The organism is Pseudomonas sp. FJ2-5-13, from assembly GCF_029201605.1.
GTDB classification, from domain to species: domain Bacteria; phylum Pseudomonadota; class Gammaproteobacteria; order Pseudomonadales; family Pseudomonadaceae; genus Aquipseudomonas; species Aquipseudomonas lactis.
This window is the reverse complement of sequence record NZ_CP104045.1, coordinates 5448332-5468735: the sequence shown is the minus strand read 5'-3', so window position 1 is coordinate 5468735 and position 20404 is coordinate 5448332. Positions and strand designations below refer to the sequence as shown.

Here is a 20404-nt window from a genome sequence, read left to right as displayed (position 1 = left end):
CGTTACAAGCTTCAAGCCGCGAGCTGGAAGCTTAGGGACAAGCGGTCGCATGCCAGGCCGGATGCCTGGCAGTGCGCGCTTGCCGCTGCCTTACTGCGATTTGCGAACCCGCAGGTACCACTCGGAGAGCAGCCGTACCTGTTTGTCGGTGTAGCCTCGCTCGACCATGCGTGTGACGAAGTCGTTGTGTTTTTGCTGATCCTCCTTGCTGGCCTTGGCGTTGAAGCTGATAACGGGCAGCAGGTCCTCGGTGTTGGAGAACATTTTCTTCTCGATGACCACCCGCAGCTTCTCGTAGCTGAGCCAAGTGGGGTTCTTGCCGTTGTTGTTGGCACGGGCACGCAGTACGAAGTTGACGATTTCGTTGCGGAAATCCTTCGGATTGCTGATGCCGGCGGGTTTCTCGATCTTTTCCAGCTCTTCGTTGAGGGCCACGCGGTTGAGGATTTCGCCGGTTTCCGGGTCGCGGTATTCCTGGTCCTGAATCCAGAAGTCGGCGTACAGCACGTAGCGGTCGAAGATGTTCTGGCCGTACTCGCTGTAAGACTCCAGGTAAGCGGTCTGGATTTCCTTGCCGATGAACTCGATGTAGCGCGGCGCCAGGTATTCCTTGAGGAAGCGCAGGTAGCGCTCACGGGTTTCGGCTTGGAACTGCTCCTGTTCAATCTGCTGCTCAAGCACATAGAGCAAGTGCACCGGGTTGGCGGCGATCTCGTGAGGGTCGAAGTTGAAAACTTTGGACAGGATCTTGAACGCAAAGCGCGTCGACAGACCGTTCATGCCCTCGTCCACACCGGCTGTGTCACGGTACTCCTGGATCGACTTGGCCTTGGGATCGGTGTCCTTGAGGTTTTCGCCATCGTAGACGCGCATCTTCGAATAGATATTGGAGTTCTCCGGCTCCTTGAGGCGCGACAGCACGGTGAACTGGGCAAGCATCTTCAAGGTGTCGGGCGCGCAATGGGCCTTGGCCAGGGAACTGTTGAACAGCAGTTTGTCGTAGATCTTGATTTCGTCGCTGACCCGCAGGCAGTACGGCACCTTGACGATATAGATCCGGTCGATGAAGGCTTCGTTGTTCTTGTTGTTGCGGAAGGTATGCCATTCCGATTCGTTGGAGTGGGCCAGCAGGATCCCGGTAAACGGAATCGCCCCCAGGCCTTCAGTACTGTTGTAGTTGCCTTCCTGGGTAGCGGTGAGCAGTGGGTGCAGCACCTTGATCGGTGCCTTGAACATCTCCACGAACTCCATCAGGCCCTGGTTGGCCCGGCACAATGCGCCCGAATAGCTGTAGGCATCGGCATCGTTCTGCGGGAATTCTTCCAGTTTGCGGATATCGACCTTACCCACCAGTGCCGAAATGTCCTGGTTGTTTTCATCGCCGGGTTCGGTCTTGGCCACGCCGATCTGGTTGAGGATCGACGGGTAGAGTTTCACCACGCGGAACTGGCTGATATCACCACCGAACTCGGCCAGGCGCTTGGTGGCCCAGGGCGACATGATGGTGTTGAGGTAGCGCCGCGGTATGCCAAAGTCTTCCTCCAGGATTGCGCCATCTTCCGTGGCGTTGAACAGGCCCAGGGGCGACTCGAAGACGGGCGAGCCCTTGATCGCATAGAAGGGCACCTTCTCGATCAATTGCTTGAGCTTTTCCGCCAGGGACGACTTGCCGCCGCCGACCGGGCCGAGCAGATAGAGGATCTGCTTCTTCTCTTCCAGGCCTTGGGCGGCATGGCGGAAGTAGGAAACGATCTGGTCGATGCATTCTTCCATCCCATGGAAGTCTTCAAAGGCCGGATAGCGGCGGATCACCTTGTTGGAAAATATCCGCGACAGGCGCGAATTATTGGCGGTTTCCACCAGTTCTGGCTCGCCAATCGCCAGTAGCAGGCGTTCGGCGGCAGAGGCGTAGGTGCTGCGGTCCTGTTTGCACAGCTCGAGATACTCCTGAAGCGTGAGTTCTTCCTGCTGTGTGGACGCGAAGCGTTGTTGGAAGTGGCTAAAGATACTCATGACGTCGTCACCTCGCTCGATACGTGGAGCCGACGCCGGATCAATCAGTCGATGCTGGCAGTCATTGACGCACGCCAATGGCTGTTTTCCCCCCAGAACACCCTGAAACGCTACCGATGACCCGTACGCCGGTGTACCGGCTCTCCCCTGATTCGGATGGCCTGCGCTTAAGGATAGTTCGGAATCCGGGAGGTCAAGGCGCGATGCGCAATTAGTTTGGCTGCGCCGTTCGTCAGAAACGGCGCAAGCCCAAGCGTCACGCGGGGTAGCGGGGTGTGAAAAAAATTATTGCGAATCGCCTGAAGAAATTTCCGCAGGAAAGGTCGCACGCCACAGCTCAAACCCGCCGTCCAGGCTATAGACGTCGGAGAAACCCTGGCTGATCAGATACGCGGCTGCGCTCTGGCTGGAATTGCCGTGGTAGCAGGCGACGATCAGCGGCGCATCGAGGTCAGCGGCGCGGATGAAGTCGGCGATGTTGACGTTGTCCAAATGCTGGGCGCCGGTGATGTGAGCGGCGGCATAAGTAGGCTGGTCGCGGATGTCGACGACTACAGCACCTTGCTCACGCAGGGCCTGGGCTTCTTGGGGAGGGATACGTTTGAATTCGGTCATGGCGGGCTCCTAGGGCTTGGCGGCGGCCGTCTGGGTAATGGAAAGGGGCGATTCGCACTGGCAGTCGAGACGTTCGCCCGTGTCGATGTTCATCAGGGTCATGGCACCGCCCCACACGCAACCGGTGTCGAGGGCGAACACGCCGGGCTCATCGCATTTGCCTTCCAGCGCGGCCCAGTGGCCAAAGATGATCTTTGTGTCACGGGTCTTGCGTTCCTTGTAGGCGAACCAGGGCTTGTAGCCGGGAAGGGCGGTGTCGGCGCCTTCCTTGCTCTTGAGGTCCAGTTTGCCTTCGGCCGTGCAGAAGCGCATCCGCGTAAAGTAGTTGGTGATGACTCGCAGGCGGGCCACGCCCGTGAGGTCGTTGTCCCACTTCACCGGGTCGTTGCCGTACATGCCGTCGAGGTAAGCGGTGTACAGGTTGTCATCGGCCAACGCAGTTTCAACTTCGGCAGCGCATTTGAGGGCTTTTTTCAACGTCCACTGGGGCGGGATACCGGCATGCACCAAGGCCATGTTGCGGCCTTCATCGTAGTGCATGAGTTTTTGCCGGCGCAGCCAGTCGAGCAATTGAGCACGGTCTGGGGCTTCGAGGATTTCCCGCAGGGTGTCGCCTTTTTTGAGGCGCTCGATATTGTTGCCGGCCGCAAGCAAGTGCAGGTCATGGTTGCCCAGCACGCAGACCAGAGAATCACGCAGGCTATAGAGGTAGCGCAGGGTTTCCAGGGACTGCGGGCCGCGGTTGACCAAGTCGCCTACCAGCCACAGGCGATCATTTGCCGGGTCGAAGGCTACGCGCTCCAGCAGGCGCTTGAGAGGGTCCAGGCAGCCTTGCAGGTCGCCGACCGCGTACGTCGCCATCAGTGCAGGGCTCCTGGTACGGCCAGGCGGAAGGGCTTGATGATTGCATCGAACAGTTGGCCGTCGGTGGCCTTCATCTGATACGAGCCTTGCATGGTGCCGACCTTGGAAGTCATCACCGTGCCGCTGCTATAAGTGTGGCTGGTGCCGGCGTCGATCAACGGCTGTTGGCCGACAACGCCTGCCCCGCGCACTTCCTCAACCTGGCCGTCGCCATCGGTGATGATCCAGTGGCGCGACAGCAGCTTGGCCGGCACCAGCCCGTTGTTCTTCACTGTAATGGTGTAGGCAAAGGCGAAGCGGTTATGTTCGGGTTGCGATTGGTCCGCCAGGAAGCGGGTGACGACGCTGACGTCGATCTGATAACGAGGATCGGACATGCAAGAGGCCTTAAAAGCGAAGGACAGCAGATGCGGGTCAGTCTAGGCCAAGAGGAGGGCACTAGGCCAGACATGCTGTCTGGGCTCTTGAAACGCGGTTAAAACCTGTGGGAGCGGGCTTGCTCGCGAATGCGGTGTATCAGTGACGAAAATGTTGACTGACACACCGCATTCGCGAGCAAGCCCGCTCCCACATTGGAGGGTGTTGAACCTTATTCCGCTGTTGGCGCTGGCTGGATGGCAAGCTGGTCAGCCAGGCGCACGAACGCGGCCAGGTCCAGTTGCTCGGGGCGCAGGCCGCCGTCGACGCCGGCGGCTTCGATCTCGGCGTTGCTCAGCAGGGCCTTGAGGGTGTTACGCAGGGTCTTGCGGCGTTGGTTAAACGCTTCGCGTACCACACGCTCCAGCAGTTTGTGATCCTTGGCCGGGTGCGGCAGCACGGCATGCGGCACCAGGCGCACGATGGCTGAATCGACCTTCGGCGGTGGGTTGAACGCGCCCGGGCCGACGTTGAACAGGTGCTCTACGCGGCAGTGATACTGGACCATGATCGACAAGCGGCCCCAGTCACCACCGCCAGGGCCCGCGGCCAGGCGCTCCACCACTTCCTTTTGCAGCATGAAGTGCATGTCGCGGATGATCCCTGCGTTGTTCAGCAGGTGGAAAATCAGCGGCGTGGAAATGTTGTAGGGCAGGTTGCCGACTACCCGCAGGCTGTTAGGCGCAGCGTTAAGGCTATTGAAGTCGAACTTCAGCGCGTCGCCCTGGTGCAGGTTGAAGTTGGCTTTGCCAGCGAACTGCTGGTTGAGGATCGGGATCAAGTCCTTGTCCAGTTCCACCACGTCCAGTTGCCCACCGCTGGCCAGCAAGCCTTGGGTCAGCGCGCCCTGGCCCGGACCGATTTCCAGCAGGCGGTCTTCAGGCTTGGCATGAATGGAGCGCAGGATGCGATCGATCACGCCAGCGTCGTGCAGGAAGTTTTGCCCGAAGCGCTTGCGCGCCCGGTGTTGGTAATGCTCAGTCATATACGGGTCTCGGCCATCTGATAGGCGGTTTCCAGGGCCACGTGCAGGCTGCCGGTATCGATCTTGCCGCTGCCTGCGAGGTCCAGGGCAGTGCCATGGTCGACGGAGGTGCGGATAATCGGCAGGCCCAGTGTCACGTTGACTGCGGCGCCGAAGCCTTTGTATTTCAGCACGGGCAGCCCCTGGTCGTGGTACATCGCCAGCACTGCGTCGCAGTGCTCCAGATATTTGGGGGTAAACAGAGTGTCTGCAGGCAATGGGCCGCGTAGGTCCATGCCTTCTTGGCGCAGGCGCTCTAATGTCGGTTCAATGATGTCGATTTCTTCATGGCCCAAGTGGCCGCCTTCACCGGCGTGGGGGTTGAGCCCACAGACCAGGATGCGCGGTTGGGCAATGCCGAATTTGTGTTGCAGGTCGCTGTGCAGGATGCGCGTGACACGCTCCACACGCTCGGCAGTGATGGCATCGGCGATTTCACGCAGCGGCAAGTGGGTGGTCACCAGGGCCACGCGCAGGCCGCGGGTGGCGAGCATCATCACTACTTGGGCGGTATGGGTCAGTTCGGCGAGGAATTCGGTATGGCCGGAAAAGGCAATGCCGGATTCGTTGATCACGCCTTTGTGCACGGGGGCGGTGATCATGCCGGCAAAGTCGCCGTCGATGCAGCCTTGGCCCGCACGGGTCAGCGTCTCTAGCACAAATGCCGCGTTGGCCGTGTTCAACTGCCCGGCCACCACCTTGGCCTGCAGCGGGGTGTCCCACACATACAGGCTACCGGCGGGGGCCGGCAGGTCGGGCCAGTTGCCCGGCGCCACGTCCAGCAGGTTGACGGCCACACCCAGCTGCGCGGCCCGCTCAAGGAGCAGGTCGCGGCTGGTAATGGCAATCAGGGGGTGTGGCTGGGGTTGCGAGGCGAGCAGCAGGCACAGGTCTGGACCAATGCCGGCTGGCTCGCCGGGTGTCACCGCGAAACGCTGGGGTTTCACTGGGGTGCCTGGTCGGTGCCTGTTTGCTCGGCGCCTGGCAGCTTGTTCTCTACATACGCTTCGTCACGGATCTGACGCAGCCAGGTTTGCAGCTCTTCGTCGTATTTGCGGTTACGCAACACGGTCAGGGCTTGTTGCTCGCGGGCCTGGGTGGTGTTGTCCGTGGCGCGACGGCCAAGCACTTCCAGGACATGCCAGCCGTACTGAGTCTTGAAGGGCTTGGACAATACGCCTTGTGGCGTCTCGGCCATAACCTGCTGGAACTCAGGCACCAGGGCTTTCGGGTCGATCCAGTTCAGGTCGCCACCGTTAAGGGCAGAACCTGGATCTTCCGAGAAGCTTTTGGCCAGGGTGGCGAAGTCTTCACCGCTTTCAATGCGGTCATAGATCTTCTGTGCCAGTTCCTTGGTTTGGGCCTCGGTGCGGATTTCGCTCGGTTTGACCAGGATGTGACGAACATGGACTTCGTCTTTCAACGAAGTTTCGCCGCCGCGGCGTTCCAGCAACTTCAGGATGATGAAACCACCCGGAGTGCGTGCTGGCTGGGTAATGCCGCCGACTTCCATAGCGCTCAATTCGCGATCAAACGGAGGTGGCAATTGAGCGGCTTTACGCCAGCCCATGTCACCGCCTTCAAGGGCGTTGTCGCTGCCGGACTGAGCAATAGCCATCTGGGCAAAGTCTGCACCCGCTTTCAGACGCTCGTAGATCGCCTGGGTTTTAGCGGCGGCAGCATTGAGCTGCTCAGAGTTGGCTGCGTCCGGGGTAGGAATCAGGATATTGGCCAAGTGCAGTTCTTCGGAGAGCTGCATCTTGCCCAGGTCCGAGGCCAGGAAGTTCTTCACTTCCTGCTCGGACACCTGAACCCGCTCGGCCACACGGCGCTGGCGCACACGGCTGATGATCATTTCACGCTTGATCTGGTCACGGGCGTCCTCATAGGACAAGCCATCGTGAGCCAGGGCGGCGCGGAACTGATCAATGCTCATGTTGTTACGCTGAGCAATGGTGCCAACGGCCTGGTTCAGTTCTTCGTCCGAAATACGGATGCCGGAACGGTCGCCAATCTGCAATTGCAGGTTTTCGACGATCAGACGCTCCAGCACCTGGGGTTCCAGGACGCTGCTCGGTGGCACACCACCGCCACGCTTGGCGATGGTTTGCTGAACTTCCTTGACCCGTTGGTCCAGCTGGCTCTGCATGATCACGTCGTTGTCGACGATGGCCGCGACTTTATCCAGCTGTTGAACCGCGGCGTGTGCCGAAACAGTACCCAGGAACAGCGCGCCCAGCACTAGCGGGCGCAAACACTCAGAAAGCTTTGTCTTCACGTTCACGATAACCTTCAATGCCTTTGTCGAGGAAGCTCTCTACCTTGGCGCCGGTCAGGCCGCCGAGTCCTTTAAGGACGATCTGGAAGAAGAGCCCGTGGTCACCCTTTTCGTTCTGAGGGGCGATCTGCGTATATTCGTCGTTGGAAACCCAGTAACGGTTGATGACGCGCAGTTTCCAGCAGCAGTTGTCGTACTCGAAACCGCCGAAGGCTTCCAGGGTGCGGTTGCGGGCATAGTCGTACTGCCAGCGGGTGATCAGGTTCCACTGGGGAATGATCGGCCACATCATCGAGAAGTCGTGTTGTTGGATTTTGTAGTAATCCTTCACGTAGTTCTCTTGGCCCGGGCTGCCAAAGTCACCGCCGAACTGCCATTTGCCGGTCAGCTGGTTGTAGACAACCTGGTCGTTGCGATAGCGGTAGCCCAGGTTGACGACCTTGTTCGGGTTGTCTTCCGGCTGATAGTGGAACATCGCGCTGCCGGAGCGAGGGCTATGGCTTTCGGTATCCCAGTTGTAGTCGGCCGTGGCGCGCCAGTCGCGGTTGAAGCGGAACTCGTACTCCAGTGCGACAGGAGATACGTTCGAGTGAGCGTCATCACGTGTCTTGGCGTCGATGCCAGGCAATTGAACTTCACGATCCTTGAAGTACACCGCTTGGCCGATGGAAGCGCGTTGACGTTCGAAACCGTTCTCTTCAATCCATCGGCTGGTGAGACCAAAGGACAGCTTGTTCTCGTCGCCGATACGGTCGGAGCCGCTGAAGCGGTTATCCCGGAACAGCGAGGAGTAGCTGAACGAGTTCTCGCTGGTGTCGAAGACAGGAATCTCGGTCTGGTCTTTATTCGGTACGTAGAGGTAGAACGCACGAGGTTCGAGGGTCTGGTTGTAGTCTTTACCGAACCAATTGGTTTTACGGTCGAAGTACAGGCCGCTGTCGATGCTGGCGATAGGTACTGCACGATCCTGTGAGCTTTCGAAGGTTTGACCTCCGGCAGCCATTTGGCTCTTGCCCGTACCATCAAGGTCAAGATCGTACTTGGTATAAACGTACTTCAACTTCGGCGTCAAGAAGCCGTAGGACCAGTTCATCGGATAAGAAACAGCTGGCGCAAGGTTCAGACGAGTGCCGTTTGCACGGGTCAAGCCAGTAACGTTGGTATCGAGGCGACGCGAAACCAAGCCGTTTTCGTCGGTAAAGTTACCGTTCTCCAAGTCTCGATCAAAGCGTACGGCTTCGGTTTCATAACTGAAGTCCAGGCCGCCCGGATGAAATGGCAGTTGGCCATTCAGCGTGAGCTGCGGCAACCGGTCATACGGTGTGATTTGAGTGATTGTCGCCAGCTGATAAGCCTGGACATTCAAGCGGGCTTGATAAGAGTCGCCCCGATACGTCAAAGATCCCTGCTGGTTCAGAGCATCCTGGCTCTCAACCCCTTCCTCAAACGACTTCAAATCCTGGAAGTAATAAGGATCGCTGATCCGGGTGTAATCCACCTGCGACGTCAGACGCGAATCCAACCCACCCTTATGCTGCCAATTGAGCATATAGCGGGTCTTTTCGTAATCGGTCTGGTTCTTCCGCTCATCGTTATCATCGTTGAGGTAAGCCCCACCAAACTGCCCTTCACTCGACTTGGTCAGATAGCGGAATTCGCCCTCCATCAACAAGCCACGCTTGGTCATGTATTGCGGGTACAACGTGGCATCGTAGTTCGGTGCCAGGTTGAAGTAGTACGGCGTTACCAGCGTAAAGCCAGTCTCGCTACCGGTGCTGAAGCTCGGCGGCAGGAAACCGGATTGGCGACGGTCGTCGATCGGGAAGTAGATGTACGGGGTGTACAGGATCGGGATGTTCTTGACCCGCAACGTCGCGTTGGTCGCCGTACCGAAACCGGTGGCCGGGTTCAACGTGATGTTGTTGCCCTTGAGCTGCCAGGCGTTGCTGTCCGGCTCGCAGGTGGTGTACGTACCGTCCTTGAGACGGATGATCGCGTTCTCTGCACGCTTGGCGTACAGCGCGTTACCGCGAATGCGCGACTTATGCATCACGTATTCGGCGTTGTCGATCTGGGCAGCACCGGTGTCGAGCTGGACCTGGGCGTGGTCACCCACGATCAGGGCGCCGTTGTCGCGCAGGCGCACTTTGCCGTTCAGTTCGCCACGGTTCTCGGCCTGGTACAGGCTGGCTTCGTCCGCCTCCAGTTGCATGCTGCCTTGGCGCATGACCACGTCACCGGCCAGGGTAGCGACCTGCTGCTCCTGCTCGTAACGCGAGGCCTTGGCGCCGATGAAGGTCGGTGCATCGCTCTTGTTCGTCTTGTCGTTCATGCCAGGACGAGTCGGCTCGATGTACGCGCCGCCGCAGTAAGGGCCGGTTTCGGCCAACTGTGCTGCAGTCAGCTTGTCGCGAGGTACCCAGTCCAGGTGGCTGTAGTCGGCACTGCGCGAACGCAGGCCACGGCCCTTGGACTCGGTGACCAGCATGGTCTTGGGCTCGGCGTCGACGCTGCCGCCAGCTTTGCCTTGCGGCGTGCTGTTGGCCGAGCTGACGGCAGCGCCGTCATGCACCGGGCGCGGTGGCAATGGGGCGGCGGCCGTCTTCGGCGCGCAATCCCAGGCACCCGAAGCAGAGACTGAGCAGTCATACTGTTCCGCGGCGACCACGAATGAGGTGGCGAAAGGTTGCAAGGCCAGCAGACTGCCGGTTACCAGCAACGGAAATTTTCTACGAAACGCGGGGGATTTCAATGCCATCTTATTAGTCCGGGCTTCCTGCGTGCCATCTGCCCGCGGTTTGGGCCGCACGCCTCTCGATGGTCTGAAAAAGATGCGTGATAATAAAGCATGCCCCGCTTGACGGCTAGCGCCGTCGGAGACCCTTGTAATGCCCGAGCACGATCTACGTTTACAACAGCTGGAAGTCTGGCTGGATGAGCAGTTGCCGATCCTCTTCAACGCTCAGGACTGGGGCCCCGTGCCCCCGGCCACATTGACCGCGGCCAGCAGCGACGCGAGTTTCAGGCGTTACTTCCGATGGGAGGGCGGTGCCCATACGTTCGTCGTCATGGACGCGCCACCCCCCCAGGAAAACTGCAAACCTTTCGTCGATATCGCGCATTTGCTCGCGAAATCGGGAATAAATGTGCCAAAAATTTATGCAGAAGATTTGCCCCGAGGCTTTCTTTTGCTCAATGACCTGGGCACAAAAACCTATTTGGACGTGATTGACGGTGAAAACGCCGACCAATTATTTGCCGATGCTATCGACGCGCTGTTGGCTTTCCAGCAATTGCCGATGGATGCGCCGTTGCCCAGCTATGACGTGGCCTTATTGCGTCGCGAGCTGGAATTGTTCCCGGAATGGTACGTGCGTCGTCACCTGGGCATCGACCTCGATGCTGAGCAACAGGCCCTTTGGCAACGCGCCAGCCAGCAGTTGATCGACAGCGCCCTGGCCCAGCCCAAGGTGCTGGTGCACCGCGACTACATGCCGCGCAACCTGATGATCAGTGAGCCGAGCCCTGGCGTGCTGGATTTCCAGGACGCGGTCTACGGGCCGGTGACCTACGACATTACCTGCCTGTTCAAGGACGCCTTCCTCAGTTGGCCCCAGGCCCGCGTGCGCGAATGGCAGCGTGGCTATTGGCAGCGTGCCGGGCAGCTGGGGATTCCCGTGCAGGACGGCTTTGAAGAGTTCCTGCGTGCCAGCGACCTGATGGGCGTGCAGCGTCACCTCAAGGTCATCGGCATCTTTTCGCGTATCTGCCATCGCGACGGCAAGCCACGCTACCTGGCCGACGTGCCGCGTTTCTTTGCTTATATAGAAGCGGTGCTGGCCGACCGACCTGAGTTGAGTGACCTGGGCGAGTTACTCGCCAGCCTGCGCGAACCTGTCGAGGCCAGCGTATGAAGGCGATGATCCTGGCGGCGGGAAAGGGCGAACGCATGCGTCCGCTCACCCTGCATACGCCCAAGCCGCTGGTGCAAGCCGGCGGCAAGCGGCTGATCGAGTATCACCTTGAAGCCTTGGCGAAGGCCGGCTTTACCGAGATCGTGATCAACCACGCATGGCTTGGTCAGCAGATTGAAAACTACTTGGGCGACGGCGCCCAGTTTGGTCTGCGCATCAGCTACTCGCCAGAGGGTGAACCGCTGGAAACGGGGGGCGGGATATTCCAGGCGTTGCCGCTGCTGGGTGACGAACCGTTTCTGGTGGTCAATGGCGATATCTGGACGGACTACGATTTCACCCAGCTCAAGCAGCCGATCCGGGGCCTGGCGCACTTGGTGATGGTCGACAACCCTGCGCACCACCCGTCGGGCGGGGATTTCTACCTGGATCACGGCGTGCTTCATGATGCCGCGCCCGGTGCCGATAACCTGACCTTCAGTGGCATTTCAGTGCTCGACCCTAAATTGTTCGCGGGTTGCAGCGCCGGTGCCTTCAAACTGGCCCCGCTGTTGCGCGAGGCCATGGCCAAAGGTTTGGTAACGGGGGAGCACATGGCAGGACGCTGGGTGGATGTAGGGACACTGGAGCGACTGGCCCAGGTCGAAACCTTGCTGACAGCGGGGCAGTAGGATGTTGTGGCCAGGGACGCTGATCGGCGCCGGGGCTGGCTTTGCCATTGCCAGTATTCCGGGGGCTTTGTTGGGGGCATTGCTGGGGCAGGCGCTGGACCGCCGCCTGCAATTGCACAGTTGGGCGCAACTGCGTGAACGCCTGGGTGGGCGCCCGGCCTTGCGCAACGATGAACTGTTGTTTGTGCTGCTGGGGCGCTTGGCCAAGAGTAATGGCCGGGTAGTCGATGGGCATATCCAGCAAGCGCGCCAGGAAATGCGCGCACTGGACATGACTGAGCCGGCCCAGCGCCGCGCGATCAGCGCCTTCAACCGTGGCAAGTCCGGCAGCGACCGGGTGCGCAGTTACCTGCGGGTGCTCAAGACGCAGCCCCATGCGGCGGAAGGCGTGCTGCGCGCCTGTTGGCGCATGGCGTGGGCGGACGGTCGGGCGGATGCTGCCGAGCGCGACTTGATCGACCAGTGGGGCAAGTGGTTGGGCTGGACGCCGCAACAGCTACAGGCATTGGCGAGCGATTACGCACCGGAGCGCAAGCCACTGGCCAATCGTGGCGGTGCCTATCAGGAGGCATTGCGTATTTTGGGGGTGACGGCAACCACTGAGCCTTCGGTGATCAAGCGCGCCTACCGCCGCCTGCTCAGCCGCCACCATCCGGACAAGATCGCCGGCACGGGTGCCAGCCCCGCGCAAGTGCGTGAGGCGACCGAGCGAACCCGTGAATTGCATAACGCCTATGCGTTGATTCGTGAGCGTCGGGATTTTCGCTGAGGCCATCGCCACTCAACTTTATGTGGCAGTGGCAAGCCCTAATTGTAGGAGCGATGTTGCCCCCGATAGCGGAGTGTCAGTCTGCGCCGCCCTGCGGGCTCAACCACCCGCGAACCCTGCGGTACAACTGCTCTTGCTGCGCCGCGCTATTACCGGGCAACGCCGTGAGCGACACCTGCTTATAGCCGTCATTCTTCGAGCGCTTGGCTGCCTGAAGTCGTTCCTGAGCGTTTTTGCGATCCTGAGCGCCCTCTTGATAGAACACATCCGCCGTGGGCACCTTCAAAGCCGGCGCCAGTTGCTGCAGGTCCGGTTGGCGAGCCGCAGGCGTCTTGCCGGCTACCATCACCAACCTCTGCACTTGAGAAGGTTGTTTCTCGCTCAGGTAGCGTGCCGCCCACCAGGCGCCGGTGCCATGGCCGAGCAACACCACGCTGCGGGCGTTTTGGGTCTGGGCGAAGGCGACGGCGGCGTCGATACGGTCGAAGATGCGCTTGGCGTCGGTCTTGTCCTGCTCATCCGCCCCTGGCACCACCGCCGGGTCAGTGCCTTCGGCCTCGGCACTGGCGGCCTGTTCGACCGGCTTGGCTGCGGTGCTGCCTTCCTTGCTGCTGGTATCGACCGTCGCTGTCGGCGGTTCGATGACCCGTGGCGGCAGGGTGTCCACACTGACATCAGGCAGTGACAGGCTGAGGCTGCCCCAGGCGGCGTTCGGCAGCTTGCGCCGCAGAGGCGCGATGGCCTGCGGCCAGTCCGCGTTCTCCCCAGCACCTGGTATGAGGATCACCACACCCTCGGCTTCGGCGCTGTTGGCAGGTTTCCACAGCGCCAGGAACGAATCGCTACCCGCCTGCAATTGCTGTTGCTCCTGCTGCGGCACCTGGCGCTCGAGCGCATTGGCTTCTTGCTGGCTACGCTCGGGTAAGGGCTGGCGTTCAGCCGGCTTTTCGATGGCAGGCGAGGGCGCATCCTCGGCCTGGACAGGCAGTGCGCTGGTAAACAGAAGTGACAGGCACCATGCTGGCAGTGCCGAACGGTGAAGAAAAAGCATCGTTGATTCCCGGCCAGAAGTGATTCCAGCAGCCTAATGGGTTGGTCGGTATTTGTCAGGGGTATGAGGCGCGGTTCTCGCTACCAACAGGCTATCGGCGGTTTGCACGCTGCCTTGATGGGCGTGGCGCGACCATTCAACCAATGAATGGCAGACAACACGCCAGGGGCGGCTATTCTTGTGCCAGCCCATCATTCATAAGAGGCCGCGCACATGAGTACTTCCTCATTCAAGATCGCCCACAAACTGCTGACCGGCGCAGGTGCCATAGAACAACTGGCTGCCGAACTCACGCGCCTGGATGTGGATAACCCGCTGATCGTCACCGACGCCGCGTTGGTCCAGTCCGGCACCGTGGCGCTGGCCCTGGAGCACCTGGGCGATCGAGCCTACGAAATTTTCGACCGCGTGCTGCCCGACCCGGAGATTGCCATCGTCGAAGACTGCATGCGTGCTTACCGCGAAGGCGGGCATGACGGCCTGATCGGTGTGGGTGGCGGTAGTGCCATCGACATCGCCAAGAGCGTGGCGGCCTATGCCGGTTATCACGGCGCGCTGGCGGACCTGTTCGGCGTTGATCAGGTGCCGCGCAAAGGCCCGCCGTTGATCGCCATCCCCACCACGGCCGGCACCGGCTCGGAGGTGACCAATGTAGCGATACTGTCCGACAAGGCGGCACAGCTGAAAAAAGGCATCGTCAGCGATTACTTGCTGCCGGATGTCGCGCTGATCAGCCCGCAAATGACCCTGACCTGCCCACGCGGTGTCACGGCCGCCAGTGGCGTGGACGCCTTGGTGCATGCCATCGAGTCCTACCTGTCGCTGAATGCTTCGCCGATTACCGACGCCTTGGCCATCGGTGCGATCAAATTGATTGCCAGCGCGTTGCCCAAGGCTTACGCCAACCCGGCGAACCTGCAGGCCCGTGACGACATGGCCACCGCCAGCCTGATGGCCGGCATGGCCTTTGGCAACGCGGGCGTCGGTGCCGTGCATGCGCTGGCGTACCCGTTGGGTGGGCGCTTCAACATTGCCCATGGCGTAAGCAACGCGCTGTTGTTGCCGTATGTCATGCACTGGAACAAGTTGGCCTGCGTCGAGCGCATGCAGGACATTGCCCAGGCCATGGGCGTCAATATCGCCGGGCTGAGCGTGAATGACGCTGCCGACCAGGCGGTAGAGGCGATGACACGACTGTGTGCGGCAGTGGAGATCCCGTCCGGCCTGCGCAGTTTCGGCGTGCCCGAGGACGCCATCCCGGCCATGGCCAGCGAAGCTGCAGGCATTGAACGCTTGATGCGCAACAACCCGCGCAAGCTCAGCGCCGCCGATATCGAAAAAATCTACCGGGCAGCTTACTAACCGTTGAGATAGGTCACGGTGCGCGCAGCAAAGCATGAGGTATACAATGCGCGCCATCGTGATTTAGCTCAAAAAAGGTGCGTCATGCAGCCCTTCGTCATTGCTCCATCGATTCTCTCTGCCGACTTCGCCCGCCTGGGTGAGGAAGTGGACAAGGTGTTGGCCGCCGGTGCCGACTTCGTGCACTTCGATGTCATGGACAACCACTACGTACCCAACCTGACCATCGGCCCGATGGTGTGCGCCGCATTGCGCAAGTACGGCATCACCGCGCCGATTGATGCGCACCTGATGGTCAGCCCCGTGGACCGTATCGTCGGTGACTTCATCGAGGCGGGTGCGACTTACATCACCTTCCACCCGGAAGCCACATTGCACGTTGACCGCACCTTGCAACTGATCCGCGAAGGCGGCTGCAAGGCAGGCCTGGTATTCAACCCGGCCACGCCGCTGAGCGTGCTTGAGTACGTGATGGACAAGGTCGACATGGTCTTGCTGATGAGCGTCAACCCAGGTTTCGGCGGGCAGAAGTTTATCCCTGGCACCTTGAACAAGCTGCGTGAGGCCCGTGCGCTGATCGATGCGTCGGGGCGTGACATCCGCCTGGAGATCGACGGCGGGGTCAACGTCAACAATATCCGTGAGATCGCCGCAGCGGGTGCCGATACTTTCGTGGCCGGCTCGGCGATCTTCAACGCCCCGGACTACCAGGCCGTCATCGACAAGATGCGTGCCGAACTGGCGCTGGCGCGTCCATGAGCGGTTTTGAGCAGTTGTTCCCCGGCAAATTGCCACGGCTGGTGATGTTCGATCTGGACGGTACCTTGATCGACTCGGTACCCGACCTGGCGGCCGCGGTGGACCAGATGCTGCTCAAACTGGGGCGCAAGCCGGCGGGGATCGAGTCGGTGCGCGAATGGGTTGGCAATGGCGCGCCGATGTTGGTGCGCCGGGCCTTGGCCAACGACATCGATGCCACGGGCGTGGATGAGGTTGAGGCGGAACATGCCTTGGAGCTGTTCAATGCCGCTTATGAAAGCAGCCACGAACTGACCGTGGTTTACCCCGGTGTGCGCGACACCCTCAAGTGGTTGAGCAAGCAGGGCGTGGAAATGGCCCTGATCACCAACAAGCCGGAGCGCTTCGTTGCGCCGTTGTTGGACCAGATGAAAATCGGTCGCTACTTCCGCTGGATCATCGGCGGCGATACCTTGCCGCAGAAAAAGCCCGACCCGGCGGCCCTGTTTTTCGTGATGAAAATGGCCAATATCCCGGCGTCTCAATCGCTGTTTGTCGGCGATTCGCGCAGTGATGTGCTGGCGGCGAAAGCGGCGGGCGTGCAATGCGTGGCCTTGAGTTATGGTTACAACCATGGCCGGCCGATTGCGGAAGAGTCCCCCGCGCTGGTCATTGATGACCTGCGACTGCTAATCCCCGGTTGCTTGGGCGCTGGCGCTGAGATAACGTTGCCCGACATTGATTCGTCCCCTTCTGGAAATTCCATCGTGGTGGTCACTCGCAAACTCTGGATGAAAGTCATCAAGGCCCTGGCCCGCTGGCGTTGGCGCGCCTGACTGATCCTGGCCGCGTGTGCGGCACGTTTGCCTACCTGACCGTTTGACCCTCACACCACGAGGCACCTCATGACCCGCGAAGAATTCCTGCGTTTGGCCGCTGCCGGCTATAACCGTATCCCCATGGCTTGCGAAACCCTGGCCGACTTCGATACGCCGCTGTCGATCTACCTGAAGCTGGCCGACGAGCCCAACTCTTACCTGCTCGAGTCGGTACAGGGTGGGGAGAAGTGGGGCCGTTACTCGATCATTGGCCTGCCATGCCGCACGGTGCTGCGGGTACACGACCATCATGTGAGCATCACCCATGATGGCGTGGAGATCGAAAGCCACGATGTAGAAGACCCGCTGGCCTTTGTCGAAACCTTCAAGGCGCGCTACAACGTGCCGACCATCGCTGGCCTGCCGCGCTTCAATGGCGGCCTGGTGGGGTACTTCGGCTATGACTGCGTGCGCTATGTGGAGAAGCGCCTGGGCAAATGCCCGAACCCGGACCCGCTGGGCGTGCCGGATATTTTGCTGATGGTGTCCGACGCGGTGGTGGTGTTCGACAACCTCGCCGGCAAGATGCATGCGATTGTCCTCGCCGACCCCGCCCAGGCTGATGCCTTCGAACAAGGCCAGGCCAACCTGGAAGCGTTGCTGGAAAAACTCCGCCAGCCGATCACCCCGCGTCGCGGCCTCGACCTCAGCCGTCCACCGGCGACCGACCCGGTGTTCCGCTCAAGCTTTACCCAGGATGACTACGAGCGCGCCGTCGATACCATCAAGGAATACATCCTTGCCGGTGATTGCATGCAAGTGGTGCCGTCGCAACGCATGTCCATCGACTTCAAGGCGGCGCCGATTGACCTGTACCGCGCACTGCGTTGCTTCAACCCCACGCCCTATATGTACTTCTTCAACTTCGGCGACTTCCACGTCGTGGGCAGTTCGCCGGAAGTGCTGGTGCGGGTTGAAGACAACCTGATCACCGTGCGCCCGATTGCCGGTACGCGCCCCCGTGGCGCGACCGAAGAAGCCGACGTGGCGCTGGAAGAAGACCTGCTCAGCGACGAAAAGGAAATCGCCGAACACCTGATGCTGATCGACTTGGGGCGCAACGACACCGGACGTGTTTCGGAAATCGGCTCGGTGAAACTGACTGAGAAGATGGTCATCGAGCGGTATTCCAATGTGATGCATATCGTGTCCAACGTCACCGGCGAGCTGAAGGCCGGGCTGACGGCGATGGACGCCCTGCGGGCGATTTTGCCGGCGGGCACCTTGTCGGGGGCGCCGAAGATCCGTGCGATGGAAATCATCGACGAACTGGAGCCGGTCAAGCGTGGTGTCTATGGCGGCGCCGTCGGGTATTTCGCCTGGAACGGTAATATGGACACCGCCATTGCGATCCGTACGGCGGTGATCAAGGATGGCGAACTGCATGTGCAGGCGGGTGGCGGGATTGTGGCGGACTCGGTGCCGGCCCTTGAGTGGGAAGAAACCCTGAACAAGCGTCGGGCGATGTTCCGTGCCGTGGCACTGGCAGAGCAAACCCCACAAGACTAAAGCTGGAATAAAAAATGTGGGAGCGGGCTTGCTCGCGAATACAGAGTGTCAGTCGATACATGTGTGACTGATACACCGTATTCGCGAGCAAGCCCGCTCCCACATTAGTTTTTCACCGGTCTTGGGATTTGTTTAGAAATCCAGACTGACCCCGACATTGACCCCTTGCTGGGTCAAATTGTCGTCCTTCCTCAGGTTATACGCCGCCCGCAACGCCAGGTCCTGAGTCAGCTTGTGGCTGACACCCAGGCTCAAACGGTCAGAGTTGCTGCGAGGCGTATACCCGTCCAGCTTGAAGTCGATTCCCTGCACGCTGTTGAGCGAAATGTTCACCTTCTGGGTGTCATTTTCAAACTCATGCTCGTGGGCCACTTCGCCAAAAACTTGAGTTTGTGGCGTGATGCGGTAGTTGCCTTGCAGGCCGATGCCCAGGCGCTTGGAGTCGCGTTGTTGATCATCAAAGGTCAGGGCGGTGGAGCGGCTGCTTTTCTCAGAGTAGCCATTGACTTCAACCCGCGCGTAGTCGGCGCTGATGAAGGGCGACAGGTGCCAGTCGCTGCCCGGTGCGGCGATGTCATACCCCACGCGGCCGCTCAGGGCCCAGAGCCAACCATCGGTATCACCTTTCTCCGAACCTTCGCTGACGCCCAGGGCGAACTTGCGCTTGAGGCTGTCGAAGTCCAGCTTGCCGCCGGTCAATGCAGCATCGGCCCACCAGTGATTTTGCTGGTACTGAGCGAAAGCCGTGCCCATATAGCTGTTGAGCTTGTAGTCCGAATCATTGGCACCGGCTTCGAGTGTCTGCCGATACAGGCCGGCGGCAACGCCCACGCGCCAGTTTTCATCGAGCCGGTAGCTGCCACCGATATTCAGGTTATAGCCGCTGCCGTCGCCACTGGCCGAGCTGCTTTGATCATCGAAATCCAGGCGTTGGCCGCCACCGGCGACTATGGCGCGCCATTGGCCGACGGCTTGCCAACCGCCGTTGTCTGCTTGCCATTGGTTGCGCAGCTCGTCTTGGTGGGCGCGCAAGGTGCCTTGGGCCATTTCCGGCAGCAAGGTCAGCTCCCACGGCGCGGCGAGTAGCGAATAGGCGTAGTCGGCAATCAAGCGTTGCCCGGCCACGGTAGGGTGGACCGAGTCGTTGTAGATCAATTTGGTCGGGTCCGGGTTGGTGCCACCGATGCCGTAGGTAGGGTTGGCGGTGCAACTGTTACCGCTGAAGCAGGTGCCCGTCAGATTCTGCCCGGTGGCGAGGCCGAAGCGGGCCGGATCGGCGAAAGCCTCGTTCAACAACAGCGGGATGTTCAGCGGGATAACCTGCGCATCCACTTGTGACAGGCGCTGTACCAGGGACTGGTTGAAAATATTACTCAGGGCCGAAGTCGCTGCTTGCTGTGGGGTGCCATTGATGGCCGGCGTCAGCCCCAGGTCGGGTAGCATCCAGACCATGATGTAGCGCGCGCCGGCTTGTTGCAGGGCCTGGGCGCTGTCCGCCAGCCTGCCACCGGCGGCGACCGCTTGAGCGGGGCTGAGGACCCGGCCCTGCAGGAAGTCATTGCCGCCCCCGGAAAGAAAGTAAAGCGCGTTCGGGTCGGCTCTCCCGCCATTAGCCGGCAGATAGCCCTGCCGGCTGCGCAATACAGTTCCGCCCCCGGGGTTGCCTGGGGGAATCGCAGCATTGGAGACTGAGGTAATGGAGTCGAGGATATTGTCGGTGCGGTAGCCACCCACTGCCCAGTTGTTTCCGTCTGGCAAACCCTGGGCTGCGCGAACCGGTGAGGTGGAGGCATTCAGGTCGTTGGGAGCGACGCCCAGTTTTGCGCCCAGCAGGGTCGAGGAGACCAGGCCATATTCGCCCTGGAAGTTCGCCCCGGTTCGGTTGGTAAAACGTAATGTGGCGCCGGCCGAACCGTCGGGAAACTGGCCCGCATCCGCCAGGCTGTCACCGAAAACCACCATGGTTGAATAAGGTGACGGGGCTGCGAACGCCTGGGCGCAGGCCAATGACAGGAGGCAGCCGGCAAGGGGCGCGTAAAACGCTGGTCTGAGCATGCAAGATTCCATTCGGTTGTTTTTATGTTGGAGGTGAAACACTAGCAAAATTTTTGGCATTTTTTGTAAGGAAAACCGGAATCCGCCTACGTTGCGCCCCCGTATTTGCGGCTCCATATTGCACCGCTGGCGAGCCTACGTTACTGTGCCTGAACGTATGAATGAGACCCTCCCCGTGTTGATCATCAGCAAACTCTTGATGCGAGTAGTCAAGGCACACGCCCGTTGGCGTTGGCGCGCCTGACA

At 60.3% G+C, this 20404-nt stretch carries 17 protein-coding genes; 7 read left to right on the top strand and 10 right to left on the bottom strand.

Annotated elements, in window-relative coordinates; genetic code table 11:
• Nucleotides 1-90 precede the first annotated feature (90 nt).
• From N2A98_RS24300 to N2A98_RS24265, 8 genes are all read right to left on the bottom strand, one after another.
• Complete coding sequence (locus tag N2A98_RS24300) at nucleotides 91-2013, bottom strand: PrkA family serine protein kinase (RefSeq protein ID WP_003194732.1); 1923 nt, start codon at nucleotides 2011-2013, stop codon at nucleotides 91-93.
• 285 nt (nucleotides 2014-2298) lie between these two features.
• Nucleotides 2299-2628, bottom strand: coding sequence for a thiosulfate sulfurtransferase GlpE (glpE, locus tag N2A98_RS24295; RefSeq protein ID WP_032895035.1), 330 nt, complete (start codon nucleotides 2626-2628; stop codon nucleotides 2299-2301).
• 9 nt (nucleotides 2629-2637) lie between these two features.
• On the bottom strand, nucleotides 2638-3489 hold the full coding sequence (locus N2A98_RS24290; protein ID WP_057710300.1) for a symmetrical bis(5'-nucleosyl)-tetraphosphatase: 852 nt from the start codon (nucleotides 3487-3489) through the stop codon (nucleotides 2638-2640).
• The gene (gene apaG / locus N2A98_RS24285) at nucleotides 3489-3869 is read right to left on the bottom strand and encodes a Co2+/Mg2+ efflux protein ApaG (protein WP_044269452.1); all 381 of its coding nucleotides are present in this window, start codon (nucleotides 3867-3869) and stop codon (nucleotides 3489-3491) included. The genes N2A98_RS24290 and apaG overlap by 1 nt, the downstream gene beginning before the upstream one ends.
• A gap of 212 nt (nucleotides 3870-4081) precedes the next feature.
• The gene (gene rsmA / locus N2A98_RS24280) at nucleotides 4082-4894 is read right to left on the bottom strand and encodes a 16S rRNA (adenine(1518)-N(6)/adenine(1519)-N(6))-dimethyltransferase RsmA (RefSeq protein WP_003194724.1); all 813 of its coding nucleotides are present in this window, start codon (nucleotides 4892-4894) and stop codon (nucleotides 4082-4084) included.
• A complete protein-coding gene (pdxA, locus tag N2A98_RS24275; RefSeq protein ID WP_003194722.1) occupies nucleotides 4891-5880 on the bottom strand; it encodes a 4-hydroxythreonine-4-phosphate dehydrogenase PdxA in 990 nt (329 codons plus the stop codon). Before pdxA ends, rsmA begins: the two co-directional genes overlap by 4 nt.
• Nucleotides 5877-7211 (bottom strand): peptidylprolyl isomerase, encoded by a 1335-nt coding sequence (locus N2A98_RS24270; RefSeq protein ID WP_138762894.1) that lies wholly within the window; start codon nucleotides 7209-7211, stop codon nucleotides 5877-5879. Before N2A98_RS24270 ends, pdxA begins: the two co-directional genes overlap by 4 nt.
• Nucleotides 7192-9969, bottom strand: coding sequence for an LPS-assembly protein LptD (locus N2A98_RS24265; protein ID WP_137204218.1), 2778 nt, complete (start codon nucleotides 9967-9969; stop codon nucleotides 7192-7194). The genes N2A98_RS24270 and N2A98_RS24265 overlap by 20 nt, the downstream gene beginning before the upstream one ends.
• Nucleotides 9970-10099: 130 nt before the next feature.
• On the opposite strand from N2A98_RS24265, the gene N2A98_RS24260 reads away from it, so the two are divergent.
• From N2A98_RS24260 to N2A98_RS24250, 3 genes are read left to right on the top strand one after another with little or no spacing between them, the layout of a single operon-like run.
• Nucleotides 10100-11125 (top strand): phosphotransferase, encoded by a 1026-nt coding sequence (locus N2A98_RS24260; protein ID WP_275622740.1) that lies wholly within the window; start codon nucleotides 10100-10102, stop codon nucleotides 11123-11125.
• Nucleotides 11122-11796 carry an N-acetylmuramate alpha-1-phosphate uridylyltransferase MurU gene (gene murU, locus N2A98_RS24255; protein WP_275622739.1) on the top strand — a complete coding sequence of 225 codons (675 nt, stop codon included), beginning with the start codon at nucleotides 11122-11124 and terminating at the stop codon, nucleotides 11794-11796. Before N2A98_RS24260 ends, murU begins: the two co-directional genes overlap by 4 nt.
• A gap of 1 nt (nucleotide 11797) precedes the next feature.
• On the top strand, nucleotides 11798-12565 hold the full coding sequence (locus tag N2A98_RS24250; RefSeq protein WP_047711911.1) for a TerB family tellurite resistance protein: 768 nt from the start codon (nucleotides 11798-11800) through the stop codon (nucleotides 12563-12565).
• 76 nt (nucleotides 12566-12641) lie between these two features.
• Here the strand turns inward: N2A98_RS24250 and N2A98_RS24245 are convergent, their stop codons facing one another.
• Nucleotides 12642-13616, bottom strand: a complete 975-nt coding sequence (locus N2A98_RS24245; RefSeq protein ID WP_078803929.1) for an alpha/beta hydrolase family protein — start codon at nucleotides 13614-13616, stop codon at nucleotides 12642-12644.
• A 213-nt stretch (nucleotides 13617-13829) separates the two neighbouring features.
• Here N2A98_RS24245 and N2A98_RS24240 point away from each other — a divergent pair, with 213 nt between their 5' ends.
• The 4 genes from N2A98_RS24240 (at nucleotide 13830) to trpE (ending at nucleotide 18103) form a co-directional block, all read left to right on the top strand.
• Nucleotides 13830-14978, top strand: a complete 1149-nt coding sequence (locus tag N2A98_RS24240; RefSeq protein WP_032895048.1) for an iron-containing alcohol dehydrogenase — start codon at nucleotides 13830-13832, stop codon at nucleotides 14976-14978.
• 84 nt (nucleotides 14979-15062) lie between these two features.
• Nucleotides 15063-15737 (top strand): ribulose-phosphate 3-epimerase, encoded by a 675-nt coding sequence (gene rpe / locus N2A98_RS24235; RefSeq protein ID WP_003194703.1) that lies wholly within the window; start codon nucleotides 15063-15065, stop codon nucleotides 15735-15737.
• Nucleotides 15734-16552 carry a phosphoglycolate phosphatase gene (locus N2A98_RS24230; RefSeq protein ID WP_044269436.1) on the top strand — a complete coding sequence of 273 codons (819 nt, stop codon included), beginning with the start codon at nucleotides 15734-15736 and terminating at the stop codon, nucleotides 16550-16552. The genes rpe and N2A98_RS24230 overlap by 4 nt, the downstream gene beginning before the upstream one ends.
• Before the next feature lie 69 nt (nucleotides 16553-16621).
• Nucleotides 16622-18103 carry an anthranilate synthase component I gene (trpE, locus tag N2A98_RS24225; protein WP_153475065.1) on the top strand — a complete coding sequence of 494 codons (1482 nt, stop codon included), beginning with the start codon at nucleotides 16622-16624 and terminating at the stop codon, nucleotides 18101-18103.
• Nucleotides 18104-18235: 132 nt separating this feature from the next.
• Here the strand turns inward: trpE and estP are convergent, their stop codons facing one another.
• Entirely contained in the window at nucleotides 18236-20158 is a 1923-nt protein-coding gene (estP, locus tag N2A98_RS24220) for an esterase EstP (RefSeq protein ID WP_275622738.1), read from the bottom strand.
• Between the last annotated feature and the right edge of the window lie 246 nt (nucleotides 20159-20404).